Source organism: Gimesia sp. (genome assembly GCF_040219335.1).
Lineage (GTDB): Bacteria > Planctomycetota > Planctomycetia > Planctomycetales > Planctomycetaceae > Gimesia.
Genome location: NZ_JAVJSQ010000020.1, coordinates 50,179 through 67,721 on the forward strand (window position 1 = coordinate 50,179; position 17,543 = coordinate 67,721).

Sequence of the window (17,543 nt, forward strand, 5' to 3'; positions counted from 1 at the left end):
CAGAGGTGTGAAGTTCTCTCCTGAAAGTGAAGAGAGTTTCATCCCGACGTTTTTCGAACTCTATCCGGGAATATTCTGTGGCCCTGCATTATGCATTTCGATTATCGCTGATCGCTTTTGCGACTGAATCAGTACGAGGAATCTTTTCTCATGCTGATTTCCTTGGAGCGATCCAATCCGCACTCATAGCTGCAGTCATATTTTTTGGTCTTGGCCTGGTGTTCGGTGAAGTTGCCTCCCGTCTGGTTGAAGAATCAGTACGGGCGAGTTTTGAAAAATGGAAAACAAATCCTGAATAAGAATAAAAAGTAACCGCAGTCATTCATTTTATATCGTGCCTATTTGAAACGACTGTAAGTTGATCACGGAGGAGTAAATGGCCATCAAAGCCAGTGAAGAAATCGCAGAGATCTGGAAGGAATTCAAGCAGGATCAATCCAACCAGTCACTCCGCAATAAATTGATTGAGCAATATGTTCCCCTGGTTCGTTATAATGCAGAACGAGTCTGGGCGAAGCTCCCTGAAGGGGTCGATCTAAACGACTTGATCTCAGCTGGTGTATTCGGGTTAATGGATGCCATCAATGCATTCGATCTGGAACGGGGCGTTAAGTTTGAAACTTACTGCGTTCCCCGTATCCGTGGCGCCATGCTGGACGAACTGCGTACCATGGACTGGGTTCCCCGTCTGGTACGGAGCAAGGCCAGTAAGCTGGAAGCTGCCCGCAAGGCAGCGGAAGCAGAACATGGTCGCCCGCCGGCGGACGAGGAAATCGCCCGGAAGATGCAGTTGTCTCGCAAAGAGTTCGAAAAACTCAAAAGCGAAGCCAACGCTGTCGGCCTGGTCAGCCTCAATAAGAAGTGGTATGAAACCGACAGCTACAAAGACGTACGGGAAGTCGATATTCTCGAGGATGCCAAGGGTGAAGATCCTACAAAGAGCATCCAGAAGCGGGATCTGATGCGACTGGTCACCAAGGGCCTGAACCGCAACGAACGCCTGATTATCATCCTGTATTACTACGAAGAACTGACCATGAAAGAAATCGGCAGTACCCTGGGTCTGTCCGAGTCGCGTGTCAGTCAGATGCATTCCAGTATTGTCAACCGCCTGAAAGAACAACTGGGCCGTCGACGACCCGAATTTGCATAATACATTTGTCTTACTCCTCTAAGACACAAAAGGCCTCCAGCGGTATGGAGGCCTTTTTTTACGTCTGGACATTACCGGACAATTTGTAAATTCCTGTGAGTTCTCGCGCGGTGTACTCGAAATTGGTGCACGATTCGATTTAGAATAGGCCCACAGGGAACATAAGTTCCGGCTCGTCGATTTGCGACCACTTGGGATTCCACTTACTTCAGACAGATAATCGGGGTGACAGGTCATTCATGGAAGTTTCTCAGATTGAAGATTACTATCAGCGCTCACTGACAGAGGTGGGAAAAGTTCTCATGGGTCAGGAAGATCTGGTAGAAGGGGTGCTGATCGCCCTGTTTTGTGAGGGAAATGTGCTGATCGAAGGGGTTCCCGGCCTGGGCAAAACTTTGCTGGTCAATACCCTCAGCCACGTCCTCTCCAGCAGGTTCCGGCGGATTCAGTTCACCCCCGACCTGATGCCCTCCGACATCACCGGGCACACCGTGTATGACATGCACGAAAAGGTCTTCACGTTCAATGAAGGCCCCCTGTTCACCAACCTGCTGCTCGCGGATGAAGTCAACCGCGCCCCGGCTAAGACTCAGTCCGCACTGCTGGAAGCGATGCAGGAACGTCAGGTTTCGGTGGATGGCAAAACCTATCCGCTGGAGCGTCCCTTCCTGACGATTGCCACTCAGAACCCGCTGGAGCAGGAAGGAACCTATCCGCTGCCCGAGGCGCAGCTGGATCGGTTCATGTTCAAACTGCTGGTTGACTATCCAACACAGGACCAGGAAAACGCGATCCTCGATCTGTACGCGGCCGGTAAAGACAATCGCGATCTGGGCACCTTTGGTATCGAGCCGGTTCTGAATACGGAAACCATTCTGGAGATTCAGAAACGGGCCGCTGAAATCATCGTGGAACCCTCGATCATCAATTACATCACATCGATTGTCTCCCGCACCCGAGGCTGGCACACCATTGAAGTTGGTGCCAGTCCACGTGCCAGCGTGAACCTGTTGATCGGTTCGCGGGTGATGGCCGCCTGCCAGGGCCGCGACTTCGTCGTTCCCGATGATGTGAAGGAACTGGCCCTACCTGTGCTGCGGCATCGTATCCGCCTGCATCCGGAAGCCGAGATTGAAGGCGTAAACGTGGACGACGTGATTCGAGAAATCCTGGAAAGTGTTGAGGCGCCCCGCCAATGATGCCCCGTCTCTCCCTGCTGTTTCTGTTCGCTGCCGCGATGGTTCCCTTTGCGCTGGGAACGGTCTGGCCCGAAGCGGGACAGCTGGGAATTCTGGTCTGCCTGGGTGTGTTTCTGCTGTCGTTGGTCGATTTGGTGGTCACCCCTTCACTGCTGGCGATCGAAGTCAATCGGGATGTGAATGAAGTCCTGAGCGTCGGTACCCCGAATAGCGTCAAACTCTGGTTTATCAACCGCGGTTCGGTGCCTCTCAAGATTCATGTGCATGACGAACCGCCGATGCCATGCAGCTATACTGACTTGCCTTTCGACATTGAACTGTTTCCGAACAAGCACCAGTACAGCATTTATCATGTCGAACCACATCACCGGGGCAAAAACCGGTTCCGCCGCGTCTTTCTGCAGATGAAAAGCAGGCTCGGTCTATGGACGGTTTACGATGAACGGGACATTCACCAGGTGGTCCGTATCTATCCGGATATTAAAGCAGTACATGGCGTAGAACTGATGGCCCGTCGGAACCGACTGGCAGAAACCGGCATCAAGATGTCCCGCCTGCGGGGACGCGGGACTGAGTTCGATCGACTGCGCGAGTATCGTCGTGGCGATGAATTTCGCAGCATTGACTGGAAGGCGACCTCCCGGCACCAGGAGCTGATCAGTCGCGAATACGTGGTGGAGAAGAATCAGAATATCATCTTCCTGCTCGACTGCGGTCGTTCGATGTGTAATGCCGATGAAGGCGTGACTCATTTTGACCGGGCATTGAACGCGGCGATCCTGTTAAGTTATGTGGCGTTACGGCAGGGAGACACGGTCTCACTGATGGCCTGTTCGAACAAGGTCGAGCGTTGGGTTCCCCCGGTGCGCGGTGCCGGTTCGATTCAGAAACTGATCCGCCAGGTCTATGATCTGGATCCGGTCTATGAAGCCTCAGACTACCGACTGATGTCGGAACAGCTCCAGCTGCGCTACCGTAAACGCTCGCTGGTCGTTGTACTCACACACGCGCTGGACGAAGTGCATCTCTCGCATTTGAGCGATGCCCTGCGGATGATGCGCTGGCCCCATCTGGTTCTCTCCGCGTTCCTGCGAAACGTTCCCCTGCAGGAGCGGATGAACGCGATCCCGGAAACAGACCGCGAAGCCTTCCAGATCGCCGCAGCCGCAGACATCATGGCTACCCAGACCACACAGATCGCCGCGCTACAGAAATCAGGTCTGCTGATTCTGGACACGCTGCCGGAGAATCTGTCGGTCAATCTCATCAGTCGCTACCTGGACATCAAAGCCCGGCAACTGCTGTGATAGCAGAGTTGAAATCCCCATTTGCTTCCTGCTGCGCACAGGGTTATAGTTGTATCCATGCGTGCAATTCTCAATTTAAGTTCTAGATCCCGTTGAGCCAGGAATCAATACATGCGTTTTAAGCTGCCTTTTGTCGTCTTCGTCATTTTGTTGGGTGGGCTGATTTCGGCCCCGCGGGAAGCTATAGCTGAGCTCACCCGTGAGCAGGCAATTCAGAAAATACGACATCTTGGCGGGAAATTCGAATTTGTCTTTTCTGGTCCAGAAAAGAGAATCGACTCGATCGAGATTAACAGTTTCAGAATCACAGACGATGATCTGGCCCCACTGAATCAATTCACAGAATTGAAGAACCTGGTATTTGCGGGTGGTAGAATTAATGGCTCAGGACTGAAATCTCTCAAGCAATTAAAGGAACTGCAGAGCCTGAGGTTTTACGCCTGTCCTCTCAATGACCGCCATTTGGAACACCTGGAGCAATTTCCGAATCTGACACAGTTGTTTATCGAACAAGCTCCGCTGACGAATCAGGCTCTGGCCCATATTCAAAAAATACCAAAGCTGAAGACTTTGGTATTAGTGCGTACTCAAATCTCTGATGCGGAACTTGGCAGACTGCGCGAACTTAAATCATTGAACTTTCTGAACCTGTCCCACTCACAGATTACGGATGCAGGCTTGAAGCATCTCGAAGGGATGAACCAACTGAAATTTCTGGGTTTAAAAAACACTCAGGTCAGCTCGCAGGCAGCACGCAAATTACAGAAAGAAATACCCGGCTGCAGAATCAGATTTGACAGTCCTGTGGCACCCAGCGATCTGAAACTGGCTGAAGAGATTAACAAACTGGAAGGTAGTGTCAGCTACCGCGATTCAGGCCAACAGAGACAGATCATTCAGATCATTCTCAAAGGTAAAGAGGTTAACAACTCTTTTTTGAAGCAGCTCAAAGGGAAATCAAAACTGAGCGTCCTGAGCCTCGATTCCACCAGTATCAATGATGCAGGCCTCGAAAACCTGAAAGAACTCACGGGGCTGTATACTCTGCGACTGATGGCGAGCAACATTACGGATAAAGGGCTGGCACATCTCTCGAGTTTGCATAACCTGCGTTTCCTGAGTTTGCGGGAGAATCCGATCAGTGATGCGGGTCTGCAGCATTTATACTCCTTGAAAAAACTCGCCTCTCTCGATTTAAATCAGACCGGAGTTACAGCAGAGGGGATCAAGCAAATCCAACTGAAGCTTCCCGGATGTAAGATACTATCGAATCACGACTGGGACCAGATACCAGGGAGCAAAGCAATTGCTGCTTTAAAGTCACTGGGAGCTCATCCCTACTTCTCAAGTCGAACCCGGGATGGTCTTCCACTACCTGGTGCAGAGTGCTTCCTCACATTGCGGGGAGACCGCATCAGGAATGAGCATTTGAAATTACTCAGAGAGATTCCTCAGCTTAAATCGCTGGAGATTACCCAAACGGGAATTACAGATATTGGTCTGGCACAGCTCTCCGGCTTGAGTGAACTGAAAAAACTCAGTATTTCTGAATGCAGCATTTCCGGTTTAGGTCTGGGCAGACTTCAGGGGCTCAAGAATCTGGAAGAACTGAATTTCAGACTTATTTCGATCAAGGACGAGGGACTGACTTATCTCAAACAGTTCCCCAATCTGAAGTCATTAGAGTTGCTGGATTGCGGGTTGACCGATGCTGGACTGAGCCACCTTAATTCTGTTCCAGATCTGCAGTCATTAAGCCTCAGGGCTCTCAGAATCAGGGGGGCTGGACTTCGTGAATTGAAACATTTGAAATCTCTGAAGTCACTCAATCTGCATAATATCCCGTTTAAGGATACGGGTCTGGATGTATTGAGCGAATGTACTCAACTGAAATCACTCACTCTCAGAAAATGTAAATTCCGCAGTGAGGAACTTTCGCATCTATCCGGTTTGAAACACCTCGAGACCTTAATACTGGTAGATACCAAAGCTGAAGATAAAGATCTGGCAGTGATCGCTGAACTTGACCAACTACAGAAACTGAACCTGGCCCGTACACAACTAACTGACGCAGGACTGGTACATTTAGCAAATCTGGATCGGCTGGAAACGTTAGATTTATCCGGAACGAAAATAACCAGCCAGGGAACGGCACATTTAAAAAAGTTAAAGCAGCTCAAAACACTCGATCTGAATGATACCCAGGTTGATGATGCGGCTCTTGAATGGATTTGTTCCAACCCCGATTTATATTCACTGAATCTCTGGAATACTCAGGTCACGGATCGACTTTTTCAGGTCTTAAGAGATCAACATATTCAACTGAGAAAACTGGAGCTCATCAGTACCAGGGTGACCCCGGCGGGGGTCGCGCAATTCAAGGAACAGAATCCAGGTTGCGCAATTCGGGCTGTGCCTGCCCTGAGTAAGGCTACAGAGCTCGGCATGCAAAAACTAAGAGAGTCTGGTGCACATGCTTCCAAGATGAATGTGAATAATACTTTCTCTGTAGCTGTCCATCTCTCCAAGGTCGTCAACCACAGATCGCCTGCGGCTCCCCTGCATTTACAGTTTGAACTCCTGAAAGATGTTACCCCGCTATCTCATCTGGTTGTGACCAGCGACCAGCTGACAGACAGAGAAATCAAACAACTGCCACAGTTTACGGATCTGCATAGCCTGTCTTTGATTGGTTCGGAACTCTCAGACTCAGCACTCAAACTGATCTCACAATTGAAACATCTGAAAAAGCTCAAACTTTCCAATTCAAAGCTCACGGATCAGAAACTGATTCATCTGAAAAACATGACGAATCTGGAACTTCTGGAGCTTTCCCAGAACCAGATCACTGGTGAGGGTCTGAAACATCTCGCGGGGTTGACCAAGCTGCAAGATCTGGATTTAAGTAACAATCACATTTCCAGCGAAGGCATTCATCATCTGCAGTCACTGCAAAAACTTACGAATCTTGATCTTAATGGTACAAGAATGACTGACCAGGGAATCGAAAAACTGGTTGATCTGAAAGCACTGACTACTCTGAATTTACGGAAGACCAGAATGACTGATGCCAGTATCTACAGCATCAGAAAGATGACGCAACTCACCCATCTGAATCTGGAAGATACCGATGTGACTGACCGAGGGTTGAACGAACTTACCAGCCTGCAGAAGTTACGTACTTTGAATTTGAAAGAAACCAGGGTTTCCGCCGCTGCAATTAACAAATTTCAACAGCAACATCCGCAATGTCACCTCGTGTACCAGATTTCCATACCGAAAAGCTTTGCAGAGCTTCTGATCAAGTTAGGCAGGGCTCAGATTTCAGCCAGAAAGAAACAATTGGGTTCAGAGAATATTATATATTCTGTCTCCGTTCCCGACCGACTCATTCTCAGATATGATCCGCTCGATGAACTGCTCGCTATCCTCAAGGAATTCAAATATATTGAATCCCTTGATATCCTCTACAAAAAGCTGACAGACTCCAACCTAAAACATCTCGAATCCCTGACGAGTCTCAAAACCCTGAAACTGGATTGTCCGCAAATTACCAGCCAGGGACTGGAGTCACTTCAAGGGCTCCAGAATCTTTATCACCTGACCTTAAAATCACCGGATATCAAGGATGCAGGACTCGGACATCTTCATAAGATGCAGTATCTCTCACATCTGGACCTCACCGGTACACGAGTTGGGAACGACAGCCTGCAAACACTGCCGGATTTCAGTCGCCTGAGAACTCTGATTTTGAAGCAGACTCACGTCGATGATGAAGGTTTGCAACAGGTAGCCAAACTGACTTCGCTAAAAGAATTATCGCTCGAAGAAACTCGGGTTACCGGCACAGGGCTGGCTCATCTGAAAGATCTTTCGGAGCTTTCGATCTTGTCCTTAAAACAATGTCCTGTCACAGACGCCAGTCTGTCACACCTGAAAGATATGAAAGCTCTCACGCGAATCGATCTGAGTGAAACCAGCATTACAGACAAGGGTCTGGAGCATCTCAAATCATTGTCCGGTTTAAAGCACTTGAGTCTGTATAACACCGGTGTTACCACTGCAGGTGCGAAAGCAATCCAGGAACAACTCCCACACTGTCGAGTTTTCTATATCATTCCTTTCAGTGAGCAGGTGCAGAAGCAGATTAAACGTTTCCAGGAATTGGGGATGATGGTGCGGCCGACAATGGACGGATTTGAAATGAAAATGGGTGAGATCGTCGTTCTTCCCACCAGAAGACAGCTAAGTGATTCATTTCCTCATGTAGACCTCAGATTAAAGGAACTCAAAAACGTTCCCGACCTGAAGGTTTTATCTCTGGTCGATCAGCAAGTGACAGACAAAGGACTTAAAGTTCTAAAGCATTTGCCTCAACTACAGACGCTGGCTGTTTGCAGTCCTCTGGTTTCCGATGATGGATTAAAAGAAGTGACTCAATTGAAACAGTTGGAGGTTTTGATTTTATCGTCCTGTGATATCTCAGATGAAGGACTCGCTCATCTTGCGAATTTAAAAAACCTGAAAGAACTTTCCCTCAGAGATACAAAGATCACATTAGAAGGTTTAATTCACCTGAAAGACCTTAAGCATCTGGAGCGGGTCTCGGTACCCAAAAAAAACTTCCCCCAGGAAAAGCTCTATGAATTTTCAAAGTTATTTCCTGACACAGAAGTGTTTGACTATTAAGGCGCTCTCAACCAAGACTCCAACGTATACACCGGTACGGTTATATCGCTGGTATCAATTGTAAGACACAGTGTCCACGTCGAGTGTGGGAAATAGTGAAAAGATTTTTTCGGGTGATCTCACCGAATTCGGAGAGAAACTGGTGGTCAACATCGTGTGCATATCTATAAATGGTCGATATTTATAAAGAATTAACAAAACCGGCTCGCATATAAAATATGCGGGTCGTGGGACAGATTTCGTTCCCTCTTGTTTGACCGATGACTTTTTTCTTTTACTTAGTTCAGGGCCAGCCGTATAATTAAGATTCATTAGAAGTAAGCTACGTTTGTATTTGGAGTCATTTATGGCAGTCTGTTTAGTCCCCGTGAACCAGGGTCGCCCCATTGTGTTAGACAAGGCGATCATTCTTGTTGGACGGCATCCCGACTGCGATATCGTCATTAACGACAGCCCAAAGATTTCCCGCAAACACTGCTGCCTGGCGATTGTCAATGATCGCCCGGTGATCCGAGATCTGGGCAGTATGAACGGGGTTTACGTCAACGGAACACGTATCGATTCGGAAGTTCGTCTGAGACTGCATGACGAAATCAAGATCGGTAACGTCGCTTATCATCTGGAAAACATCGGTGCGGACGACAAGAAGAAGCAGGGACCAAAGGAAAACAACCTCAGTTCCGACGATGCCCCGACCAAGGCTCCTTCTGTACAGCACTTTAAAAAGCCTGGCAAAGACATCGACATCTCTCAGCAGTTCCCCGTCGCGATTTCCGAAAGCGGCCAGAACGTGAAAGCGAATGAGAATCTGGACAGCAACGATCTGAGCGCTGAAGATGAAGAAGACGAAGACAATTACTCGGACAGCTTTGAAGGACATGGCTCGAACGTCGAGTTCATTTCTTCGTCGTAGACTCTTCTACTCCGGTCTGCTCAGCAGGCGGAAACTGCCTCCCCCGATTTTTCATCTGAAATAACAGTGGGTGCCAGAACCTGAAATGAGCGATCGTCATGATCACCAGCAGTGTGATACAACTGATGATCCCGCCAATCAGAAACCAGCCTGACTGGTAAGCCCAGATCACTTGATGCTGACCCGCGGAAAGTTTCACACCCCGGTACATGCCATCCACCAGTTCTGCTTCCGCAGGCTGACCATCCACGTAGACTGACCAGCCGGGATACATGAGATCGGTCAGGATCAGCGTATCTTCTTCCGGCGTCTCTGCCTCAATGACAATTTCATTTGCCCGGTAGGACTTAATCTCTGCCTGCTGTTCGGCCACGGGATGTGTCCAGGCAACGCGACCGCGGGAACCTTCGAGTTCATAGAAGTAGACCGGTTCATCGAAGCGCCCCCAGGCGGGATTGATCACGGCATCGAAATCGCTCCATACCGGTTTGACCGGCCAGCGACTCAGGTCCAGTGGATGCTGACTCAGGATGTGTGTCACCCCTGCTTTTCTCAACCATTCAATCTGCTCCGGCGTGGCCGGTTCTTTAAAAGGCAGCGGTTCCGGCATGGCCACCGCGGGGTCGAAATACTGCTCGGGGCCGATACCCAGATAGACGGGCGTGGAAGCCACGCCAATCAAGGTCGGCAGGTTTGCGCCCGGGGCAAACAACCTCACCGGCTGACCGTACTTGCTGGTAATCTCACGCAGTGCACTCTGATCGACATTGTTAATCGGTGGATTCGGGATGACCGTAGCATAGGTCACATAGCGGCTGACGACCCAGAAATCCGCCGTGGTAAACAGGCAGACTAACGCCACCACCCCAATCTGAATCGCGGGCTTCCAGTGGGCGATGAGACGCTCCAGACAAACACCGGCGATTACCGCCACCGCAAATGTCGTAACGATGCCATAGCGTCCAGGACCGGTAAAGAAACTGAAACCGGGGATGTGTCTGGTGATCGGCATTAACCAGCCTGGTGTATAGAGGAGTGCCAGAAAACCAATGATTGCCAGTAAGACCAGTCGTCGGTCACGTGTCCACGCTCCGGAAAATGTACCGTAAATCAACAGCAGCAGTGCGGCGATCCCGAAGTAGAGATGTGCTTCCACCTGATTCGTGGCTTCCGAACCGGGAGCCAGTCCTGCATCAAGATTGACTTCATAAGGATACCAGGCCCAGGGCGCGACGATCTGCGACAGGTACCAGACGGGAATATGACCATAGCCGGGCTTATGCGAACGTTCGCCTACCTCGGCACGCTGACTGTGCTGTTTGAGTTCCCAGGTTGGCGCCAATTGAACTGCAGACAGTGCGTAGGTTGAAACAAAGGCGAGCAGCAACAGGATCACCGTGCGTCTGCGATAGGGTTTGAGTGCTTCGGTCGTATCATCCCGACTGAACCAGATGCGGGCGGGGATATAAACCAGCAGCATCAGTTGAGTGATGAAGGCCAGGTTAAAGTGGCCAGGCAGGATCTGCATACTGAGTGCGAAGCAGAGCAGAATCGGGTACCGCCAGTAGCGGGTCTGAAAGAAGGATTCCACGCACCAGAGTGTCAACGGGAGCCAGGCACCGCCGATGATGGCCCATTCCAGGCAGATCCGTGACGGAAACCAGCCGTAGGTGTAGACCAGCCCCGCGAAGAGTGCTGCCGCGATCGAATAACCGATCCGCCTGACATACAGGGCAGTGAAGACAAACGCAAGGATGTAATGCAGGATCTGCACGAAGTTATAAGCAGTATTAACGGGCAGAAAGCGGTAGGCGAAATAATTGAACGGGTAGAAGGCGCCGGTCTGGCTTTCCGCGACGAGGGGGAATCCATGACCGATGTAGGAATTCCAGAGCGGAAATTCGCCGGCCTGCAGGCGTTCTGCAAAGAAGGTTTTCTGTGGGAAGAAATAGGTATAGAGGTCGCCACCAATCAGTCCCCCACCCGACCAGAGACCGCTCCAGAAAACCCACGTCAGCGCGACGGCCATAATCAGAATGATACCGGCAAACAGGGGTGTGCCGAGCGGTTTTGTTTCCGCGGAGGGGGCGGGTTCGGCTTTCTTCTGGGAGGAACGACTCAAGCGACTGGACCTTGTGCTGACTGAATACTGTCTGAAATAAAAAAAGCAGGCGGCTGAATACCTGCGTGTATTCTAAGCCGCCTGCTCTGATGTCTCAACAGACTGCGTCCGGAAGTTAGTTCCCGAACATGCGGTTCAGGCGTGCCTGATGATAGGCCAGCTTTTCTGCGGAACTCATCGCTGCGAAATTCGGAGCTTCCTGAGTCTTCCCTGCTGCGGGTGTAGCCGCTGGTTTCTCTGCGGATGGGGTCGCCGGCTTGCCGCCTGCTTTCTTCTCCGGGAAGCTGAAGGTTTTGCCGTCTTCACCGCCATAGCTCATCACGGCGGTCTGGTAAGTCAGATCGGTTTCGAGATCGCGGTGCGGTTTAATGCTCAGTTCCTGCAGTACACCATGATAGGCTTTGACTGCGTCAACAGGCTGAATTTTGTCTTCGACCAGGTAACGCAAAAACTGAATGAAAGCGAGCTGATGTTCGGCCTGGTTGATCTTGCGACCAAAGAGGGCGACACGAGCCCCGTATTTCCGGGCATCGTAGATCAACTGGAAGGCATCGAGTGTCGTCCCTGCCGAACCGCCGAGAATACCGACGACGAGATGCGGATCATAGGCGACCAGTTCTTCCATGGCCCGCGGTCCGTGGTAGACCATCTTCAGAAAGACGGGACGTCCCGGCGATGCGACGCCGGCCAGGGTTCGGGCGATCAGGTCGTTAATGAAACCGGGGGCCAGATCTGCAGCGACCGCGTTACTGATGTTCGGATCGAAAATTTCCAGGAAGTGGCGGAACTTCTTACGTTCGGCTTCTTCGCGAAATTCCTTGTAGCGTTCAAGGGTCGCAAGGTCTTCTTCGAGATTGTTATTAAAGGTTACTGAGTAAAGACCCAGGTCGGCACCATAGGCGCGTTCTTCAGGCTTGCAGTCAAGATGTCCGCACTGGATGTGATCCAGGCTGGCCGACCGGAATGGTTTGGCCGGCGGCAGATGCAGTTTGCCTCCACGGGGAACGTGCACGTCGGTGGTGTCGTTGGCCCGGGCGGCGGGAGTGATCGGCGAGTTGTCGAACAGTCGTTCGTCGATCGTCAGTTTTTCACTGGTGCTGGCTGACATCAAGACGATGTCGACCACTTCCTGCTTGATGACTTCGCGAATCTGCTGACGGTATTCTGCCAGCGTTTTGTATTTGAGTTCCTGGTCGTGCCGTTCCGGAGAGAGTCCGGGGGCACCGATGCCGAAGGCCATGTCGGCGTCTTTGGCATCAGCAATGATAAACTCTTTTGAGCCGCTGGGGTCAGCGTGAATTGACTGAAGCTTCCTGTCGAGAGATTTTTCCATCACACAATCATTTCAAAAACAAAACGCAAAAGCAGAACGCATAAAACACTTCAGGTGGTCACCCGGCTGAGAATCAGCCGAGGACTTTGTCGACGGTTTCCCGCAGAACCCGGCCGGACTGAGTCAGAGCCAGCTGTTCTTTGGGCCAGAGTTCGATTTCCAGGTGCTGCATGACGCCGGTGCGGCCCATGACGGTCGGAACCGAAATACAGACATCCCGCAGACCAAAGGCACCATCCTGCAGTGATGAAACCGGCAGTATACGACGCTGGTCGAGGGCGATACAGTGTACGACATCGGCGATACTCACGCCGACAGCGAAACCAGCTCCGCCCTTTTTCTTGATGACTTCAGCTCCGCTGCCACGTGTTTTCTTTTCGACTTCAGCAATCAGACCGGCATTGACACCAGGGAACTTGTCCAGAGGGAGTCCGCCGACCTGGGCAGCTGACCAGACGGGAACCATACTGTCGCCGTGCTCGCCGAGAATCAGGGTGGAAACCTGTGTCGGAGGGACGTCCAGACGGGCTGCCAGCATGCTGCGAAGACGGGTGGTATCGAGAACGGTACCCAGACCGATGACCTGCTGAGGCGGCAGTCCGAGTTCTTTCATGGCCAGGTAGGTCAGTACGTCAACCGGGTTGGAAACGACGAAGACAATCGCCCCGGGTTTGGTGCCAACACGTTTGACGTCAGCCAGGATGTTTTTGAACAATTCGACATTGCGGTTAATCAGGTCCAGGCGGCTTTCATCGGGCTTACGACGCAGACCGGCGGTGATGACGATCACATCGCTGTCTTTCACCAGTTCGGTGCCCCCCGCATAAATCTTCTGATCTGCAGTCAAGGAGCTGCCGTGCAGCAGGTCCAGGGCCTGGCCTTCGACCAGTTCCTGATTGACGTCTACCAGAGCGATTTCCCGGACGATGCCTCCGGCCTGTAATGCAAAGGCGGCACAGGAACCGACGAGTCCCCCACCACCGATAATACTGACATTCATGATCAAATCTTTTCTATATATGACGAAGTGAGCTGTGAGTAATTCTGCAAACGCGTGCCCGGGTGATTTACCCGGGACGACGGCCCGGGGATTACTGCCCCAGGGCTGACATGACCTGATCGGTGATCGCTTTGATCAGCTGATCTGAGTTACCGCCGGCAGGTGCTGCTGCAGGCTGGGTCGATGGTTTCTGCAGGTATCCCGGGTAACTGGGAGCCGGCTCAAAGGCTTTCTGCTGCGGCAGACCTTCGGTATAACCTTCCCGGAAGGCGCTGTTGCCACAGAGATCACAGTCTTCAACGTGGAAACGGGGATCATCGAAACCGAGCTTCTGCTTCAGGTCGAGCAGTTCGCGGGTTTCGTTTTCCGTAAAGTAGTTGATGCGTCCGAGCTGCTTGGAGAGCAGCAGGATTTTACAGTACGCATCCAGAATTTCGGTTTTCCAGTAAGCGTCTTCCAGGGACTTACCGAAGCTGACGGTACCATGACCGGTCAGGATGATCGTGTTGGTGCCCCCTTTGAGGAAAGGCAGTACGGTGTCGGCGAATTTCTGTCCGCCCGGTGTTTCGTAAGGAGCCATAGGTACTTCGCCCATGAAGACTTCGACTTCGGGCAGCACACACTGTGGGATCGGCTCGCGGGCAACAGCGAAAGCGGTTGCGTGAGGCGGGTGACAGTGCACGACGGCTTTGACGTCGGGACGTTCTTTCATGATTGAGAGGTGCAGCAGGATTTCGCTGGTCCGCTTGCGGGTACCGGCGATCTGGTTGCCATCCAGGTCAACCGCACAGATGTCTTCGGGATTCATGAAACCTTTGCAGATCATCGTGGGCGAGCAGAGTACTTCGTTTTCGCCGACACGAATCGAAATGTTGCCATCGTTGGCAGCCGCGAAGCCTTTGTTGTAGACGCGACGTCCGATTTCGCAGATCTCTTCTTTCAGTTTCCGGTCGTGAATTCCACTGTTCCATTGACTCGACATGGTTTTGACTCCCAACGTAAATTTAAAAAGTATGTGTTTTCAGTTTGTGTGACTGGTCGTTAGTAAACTTCAACCTGATCCAGGATGGCCGACACATAGGCGTCGATCGGTTTGGTATCGGGATTAAAGGGAGCCGCTGCTTCCGCTCCTTCACTGACAGCAATCAGGCTGCCAGGTGAAGCACCCAACTCATCGTAGATCACAAACGGTTCCGTTTTCTTTTTCTTGTTTGTGTTCAGTTCGTCGCTCTTTAAGGGAATCCCGATAATCCACCGCGCGCCGTCCAGACTCGGATGCTTGCGTGACAGTGTCACTTTGCCGATGACTTCTGCGATTTTCATAATCTGGTTCCCTGTGTAGTTCCCTGAATTCGAATTCTTTGCCCACTCAGACTTCCGGATGCGGAGTGCCGGCGGAGACAAAGGCCTTCATCAGGTTTCTCAATTCAATGAATGATTTCTGCTCCGGGTTGATGCAAACGAGGTTTGGACTCATTTGCGACACAACCGTTCGCAGGTGATTCACATCCTGGATGGCGGCGGCACAGATTTTCTGATTCCGATTCGCCAGGCAGGCTGCTTTCTCTGCTGCCGAGACAAACAGGACCACGCCTGCGGCATCGGCACGACATAAACTGCTGACCGCCCCCTGGATCGCTTCGTCCAGAGAACCTGCCAGTTCCTGTGACCAGCTTGCGCCGGTCTGCTGTTCGATATTTGTCAGAGCCTGTTCCACCACGCCAGCCCGACTGAGGACTATCGCCCGCCAGGCGCCCCCCTGCTTCGCTTTTGTGGAAGCAGCGGCTGTCGCACGCTGAATCTCGACTTTGTGTTCCCGCAGATAATCTTTAGCCGAAGGGGTCAGAATGGCCCCGGCGGTGACGCCGATGACGGTCTGTCCTTTGGCTTTCTCTGCGAGCAGGTCGGCCGTGATCACTTTCTCTGACAGGATGACTGAGGAACTGTTCCTGACCTGGGTCATACCGCTGCCTGTTGCCTGTGTGACCTGCCCCTGACGGGAGAGGGTCGACAAGACATCGGCGACGACCTGATTGACCAGTTCTTCAGAAATCTGCATTAGTTTATTTCTTTTTCCTCGTAATCACCTGATCTTCATCGAGCACCCCCATGGTGGCCCAGCGGATGGGGGTATTGTCGGCCCCCACCATTTCCCGGACGGCAGCCCCGTCTGATGTCAACAGCACCAGATCGTGTTTGCCGCATCCGAGTTGATCGATGACCAGTTCAGGAAATCCATCTGCGTTGCCATCAATATCCAGTGTCTGGACGAGCAGCAGTCGCCAGCCTGCCAGACTGGGATGCTTTGCCGTGGCGGTTGCCCGTCCGATGACTCTGCCTGTCAACATATGATTTCAGTCCTGAAGTGGTGATCCGCGAAACGTAACTTAGATAATTCGTAAATGTCCGACGGTGGTGGAACGACGGAAGCGGGTGAAGGTCAGCGGGTTGGTGACCCCTTCCCCGGTGGGTGTCGCGATACTGAAGGAACCGTAGCCTTCACCACCGTTGCCCAGGGCAGCTCCACAGGGACCATTCTGCACAAACAGAGTGGTGTCCATGACGCGACCCATTTTGGTAATGGTTTCAATATTGCGTGAGTGAATCATGCTGGTGTGCCGGAATCCGTGTTCGAATTCTTTGGCCAGCTCGATTCCATGATCGGCGTTGCGACAGCGAACGAAAGGCACGAAGGGCATCATCTGCTCTTCAGGCACGAAGGGGTTGTTCGTATCGGTTTCACCGTAAAGTAACTGAGTTCCGGCCGGCACATTGACGCCGATCATCCCGGCGAGCACGGCGGCGTCTTTGCCGATCATGTCGCGGTTGAGCATAGCATGTCCGCCCGGTTCTTTGGGAGGAGCGAAGGCCAGCGATGTGAGTTGTGCGACCTGCTGAGCGTTCAGCTGGAATCCGCCATGACGTCCCATAGCTGACATCAGCTGGTCGAAGATACTGTCGACGGCGAAGACTTCTTTTTCGCCGATACAGAGCAGGTTGTTATCGTAGGCCGCCCCGATAATGATCGATTTGGCGGCGTTGTCGAGATCTGCGGTTTCATCGACGACCACGGGAGGATTCCCCGGTCCGGCGACGATGGCCCGTTTCTTGGCGGCCAGAGCAGCACGGGCAACGCCCGGTCCCCCGGTCACAACGAGCAACGGAATGCCGCGGTGATTGAAGATTTCGTCGGCGGTTTCCAGGGTCGGGTTACCGACGATGGTCACCAGGTTCTGCAGACCGGTCGCCTGGTAGATGGCCTGGTTGAAGCGACGCACCCCTTCACAGGCGATTTTCGCTCCGCTGGGGTGCGGGTTGACGACCAGCGTGTTGCCGGCGGCGACCATGTTGATGAAGTTACAGGCCAGAGTCGGCAGGGAGTGTGTTACAGGAGTAATGGCACCGATGACGCCGAAGGGGGCGTATTCGGTAAGGCTGATCCCGTTGTCCCCGGAGACGGCTTCGGTCTTGAGGAATTCCATGCCGGGAATGCTTTTGATCAGATGCAGTTTTTCGATTTTGTGATCGAGGCGACCGATTTTGGTCTCTTCGAGTTCCATGCGGCCCAGTTCTTCCGCCTGGGTATCGCAGATCTGCCGCACGATTTCGAGTGCCTTGGCCCGGTCTTCCAGAGTGGCCTTGAGCAACTGCTGCTGACCTGCGGTGGCAGCGGCAACCGCCTGGTCAACACTGTTGAACACGCCCCAGTCGCCATCGCTGCCGGCGGGTGCGGAACCATAGCCACCCCGGTTATTGAGCTGCGATAACACTTCCTGAACGACACTGCGAATGGCTTCTTCTGTCGCCTGCATAATCTATCTCTCCCC

The 17,543-nt window shown here is 52.1% G+C and carries 14 protein-coding genes; 6 read left to right on the forward strand and 8 right to left on the reverse strand.

All coding sequences use genetic code 11. The features are described 5' to 3' along the window. Positions 1–77 precede the first annotated feature (77 nt). From RID21_RS17545 to RID21_RS17570, 6 genes are all read left to right on the forward strand, one after another. Entirely contained in the window at positions 78–299 is a 222-nt protein-coding gene (locus RID21_RS17545; RefSeq protein ID WP_350191053.1) for a hypothetical protein, read from the forward strand. A 77-nt stretch (positions 300–376) separates the two neighbouring features. Further along, positions 377–1,153 carry a FliA/WhiG family RNA polymerase sigma factor gene (locus RID21_RS17550; RefSeq protein ID WP_350191055.1) on the forward strand — a complete coding sequence of 259 codons (777 nt, stop codon included), beginning with the start codon at positions 377–379 and terminating at the stop codon, positions 1,151–1,153. 239 nt (positions 1,154–1,392) lie between these two features. After that, positions 1,393–2,352: an AAA family ATPase gene (locus RID21_RS17555; RefSeq protein ID WP_350191057.1), complete on the forward strand. Its 960-nt coding sequence runs from the start codon at positions 1,393–1,395 to the stop codon at positions 2,350–2,352. Next, a complete protein-coding gene (locus RID21_RS17560) occupies positions 2,349–3,659 on the forward strand; it encodes a DUF58 domain-containing protein (protein ID WP_350191059.1) in 1,311 nt (436 codons plus the stop codon). The genes RID21_RS17555 and RID21_RS17560 overlap by 4 nt, the downstream gene beginning before the upstream one ends. Positions 3,660–4,463: 804 nt before the next feature. Next, on the forward strand, positions 4,464–8,348 hold the full coding sequence (locus RID21_RS17565; RefSeq protein WP_350191061.1) for a leucine-rich repeat domain-containing protein: 3,885 nt from the start codon (positions 4,464–4,466) through the stop codon (positions 8,346–8,348). Between the two features lie 346 nt (positions 8,349–8,694). Then, positions 8,695–9,261 carry an FHA domain-containing protein gene (locus RID21_RS17570; RefSeq protein WP_350191063.1) on the forward strand — a complete coding sequence of 189 codons (567 nt, stop codon included), beginning with the start codon at positions 8,695–8,697 and terminating at the stop codon, positions 9,259–9,261. Here the strand turns inward: RID21_RS17570 and RID21_RS17575 are convergent. The 8 genes from RID21_RS17575 to RID21_RS17610 form a co-directional block, all read right to left on the reverse strand. Beyond that, on the reverse strand, positions 9,245–11,383 hold the full coding sequence (locus tag RID21_RS17575) for a YfhO family protein (protein WP_350191065.1): 2,139 nt from the start codon (positions 11,381–11,383) through the stop codon (positions 9,245–9,247). The genes RID21_RS17570 and RID21_RS17575 overlap by 17 nt on opposite strands. A gap of 115 nt (positions 11,384–11,498) precedes the next feature. Then, positions 11,499–12,716 (reverse strand): beta/alpha barrel domain-containing protein, encoded by a 1,218-nt coding sequence (locus RID21_RS17580; RefSeq protein ID WP_350191067.1) that lies wholly within the window; start codon positions 12,714–12,716, stop codon positions 11,499–11,501. Between the two features lie 73 nt (positions 12,717–12,789). After that, a complete protein-coding gene (locus RID21_RS17585) occupies positions 12,790–13,716 on the reverse strand; it encodes a malate dehydrogenase (protein ID WP_145191577.1) in 927 nt (308 codons plus the stop codon). A gap of 91 nt (positions 13,717–13,807) precedes the next feature. Beyond that, complete coding sequence (locus RID21_RS17590; protein WP_145191580.1) at positions 13,808–14,698, reverse strand: class II aldolase/adducin family protein; 891 nt, start codon at positions 14,696–14,698, stop codon at positions 13,808–13,810. Between the two features lie 59 nt (positions 14,699–14,757). After that, positions 14,758–15,039 (reverse strand): EutN/CcmL family microcompartment protein, encoded by a 282-nt coding sequence (locus RID21_RS17595; RefSeq protein WP_145044291.1) that lies wholly within the window; start codon positions 15,037–15,039, stop codon positions 14,758–14,760. A gap of 46 nt (positions 15,040–15,085) precedes the next feature. Then, a complete protein-coding gene (locus RID21_RS17600) occupies positions 15,086–15,775 on the reverse strand; it encodes a hypothetical protein (protein ID WP_350191069.1) in 690 nt (229 codons plus the stop codon). A 4-nt stretch (positions 15,776–15,779) separates the two neighbouring features. After that, complete coding sequence (locus RID21_RS17605; RefSeq protein ID WP_350191071.1) at positions 15,780–16,064, reverse strand: EutN/CcmL family microcompartment protein; 285 nt, start codon at positions 16,062–16,064, stop codon at positions 15,780–15,782. A 39-nt stretch (positions 16,065–16,103) separates the two neighbouring features. Then, positions 16,104–17,528, reverse strand: a complete 1,425-nt coding sequence (locus RID21_RS17610; RefSeq protein WP_350191073.1) for an aldehyde dehydrogenase EutE — start codon at positions 17,526–17,528, stop codon at positions 16,104–16,106. Between the last annotated feature and the right edge of the window lie 15 nt (positions 17,529–17,543).

Bases quoted from the DNA above. Each gene is read 5' to 3' on its own strand.
- RID21_RS17560 (WP_350191059.1), top strand. From the start codon at position 2,349: ATGATGCCCCGTCTCTCCCTGCTGTTTCTGTTCGCTGCCGCGATGGTT.
- RID21_RS17550 (WP_350191055.1), top strand. From the start codon at position 377: ATGGCCATCAAAGCCAGTGAAGAAATCGCAGAGATCTGGAAGGAATTC.
- RID21_RS17600 (WP_350191069.1), bottom strand. From the start codon at position 15,775: ATGCAGATTTCTGAAGAACTGGTCAATCAGGTCGTCGCCGATGTCTTG.
- RID21_RS17595 (WP_145044291.1), bottom strand. From the start codon at position 15,039: ATGAAAATCGCAGAAGTCATCGGCAAAGTGACACTGTCACGCAAGCAT.
- RID21_RS17555 (WP_350191057.1), top strand. From the start codon at position 1,393: ATGGAAGTTTCTCAGATTGAAGATTACTATCAGCGCTCACTGACAGAG.
- RID21_RS17570 (WP_350191063.1), top strand. From the start codon at position 8,695: ATGGCAGTCTGTTTAGTCCCCGTGAACCAGGGTCGCCCCATTGTGTTA.
- RID21_RS17590 (WP_145191580.1), bottom strand. From the start codon at position 14,698: ATGTCGAGTCAATGGAACAGTGGAATTCACGACCGGAAACTGAAAGAA.
- RID21_RS17585 (WP_145191577.1), bottom strand. From the start codon at position 13,716: ATGAATGTCAGTATTATCGGTGGTGGGGGACTCGTCGGTTCCTGTGCC.
- RID21_RS17610 (WP_350191073.1), bottom strand. From the start codon at position 17,528: ATGCAGGCGACAGAAGAAGCCATTCGCAGTGTCGTTCAGGAAGTGTTA.
- RID21_RS17605 (WP_350191071.1), bottom strand. From the start codon at position 16,064: ATGTTGACAGGCAGAGTCATCGGACGGGCAACCGCCACGGCAAAGCAT.
- RID21_RS17580 (WP_350191067.1), bottom strand. From the start codon at position 12,716: ATGGAAAAATCTCTCGACAGGAAGCTTCAGTCAATTCACGCTGACCCC.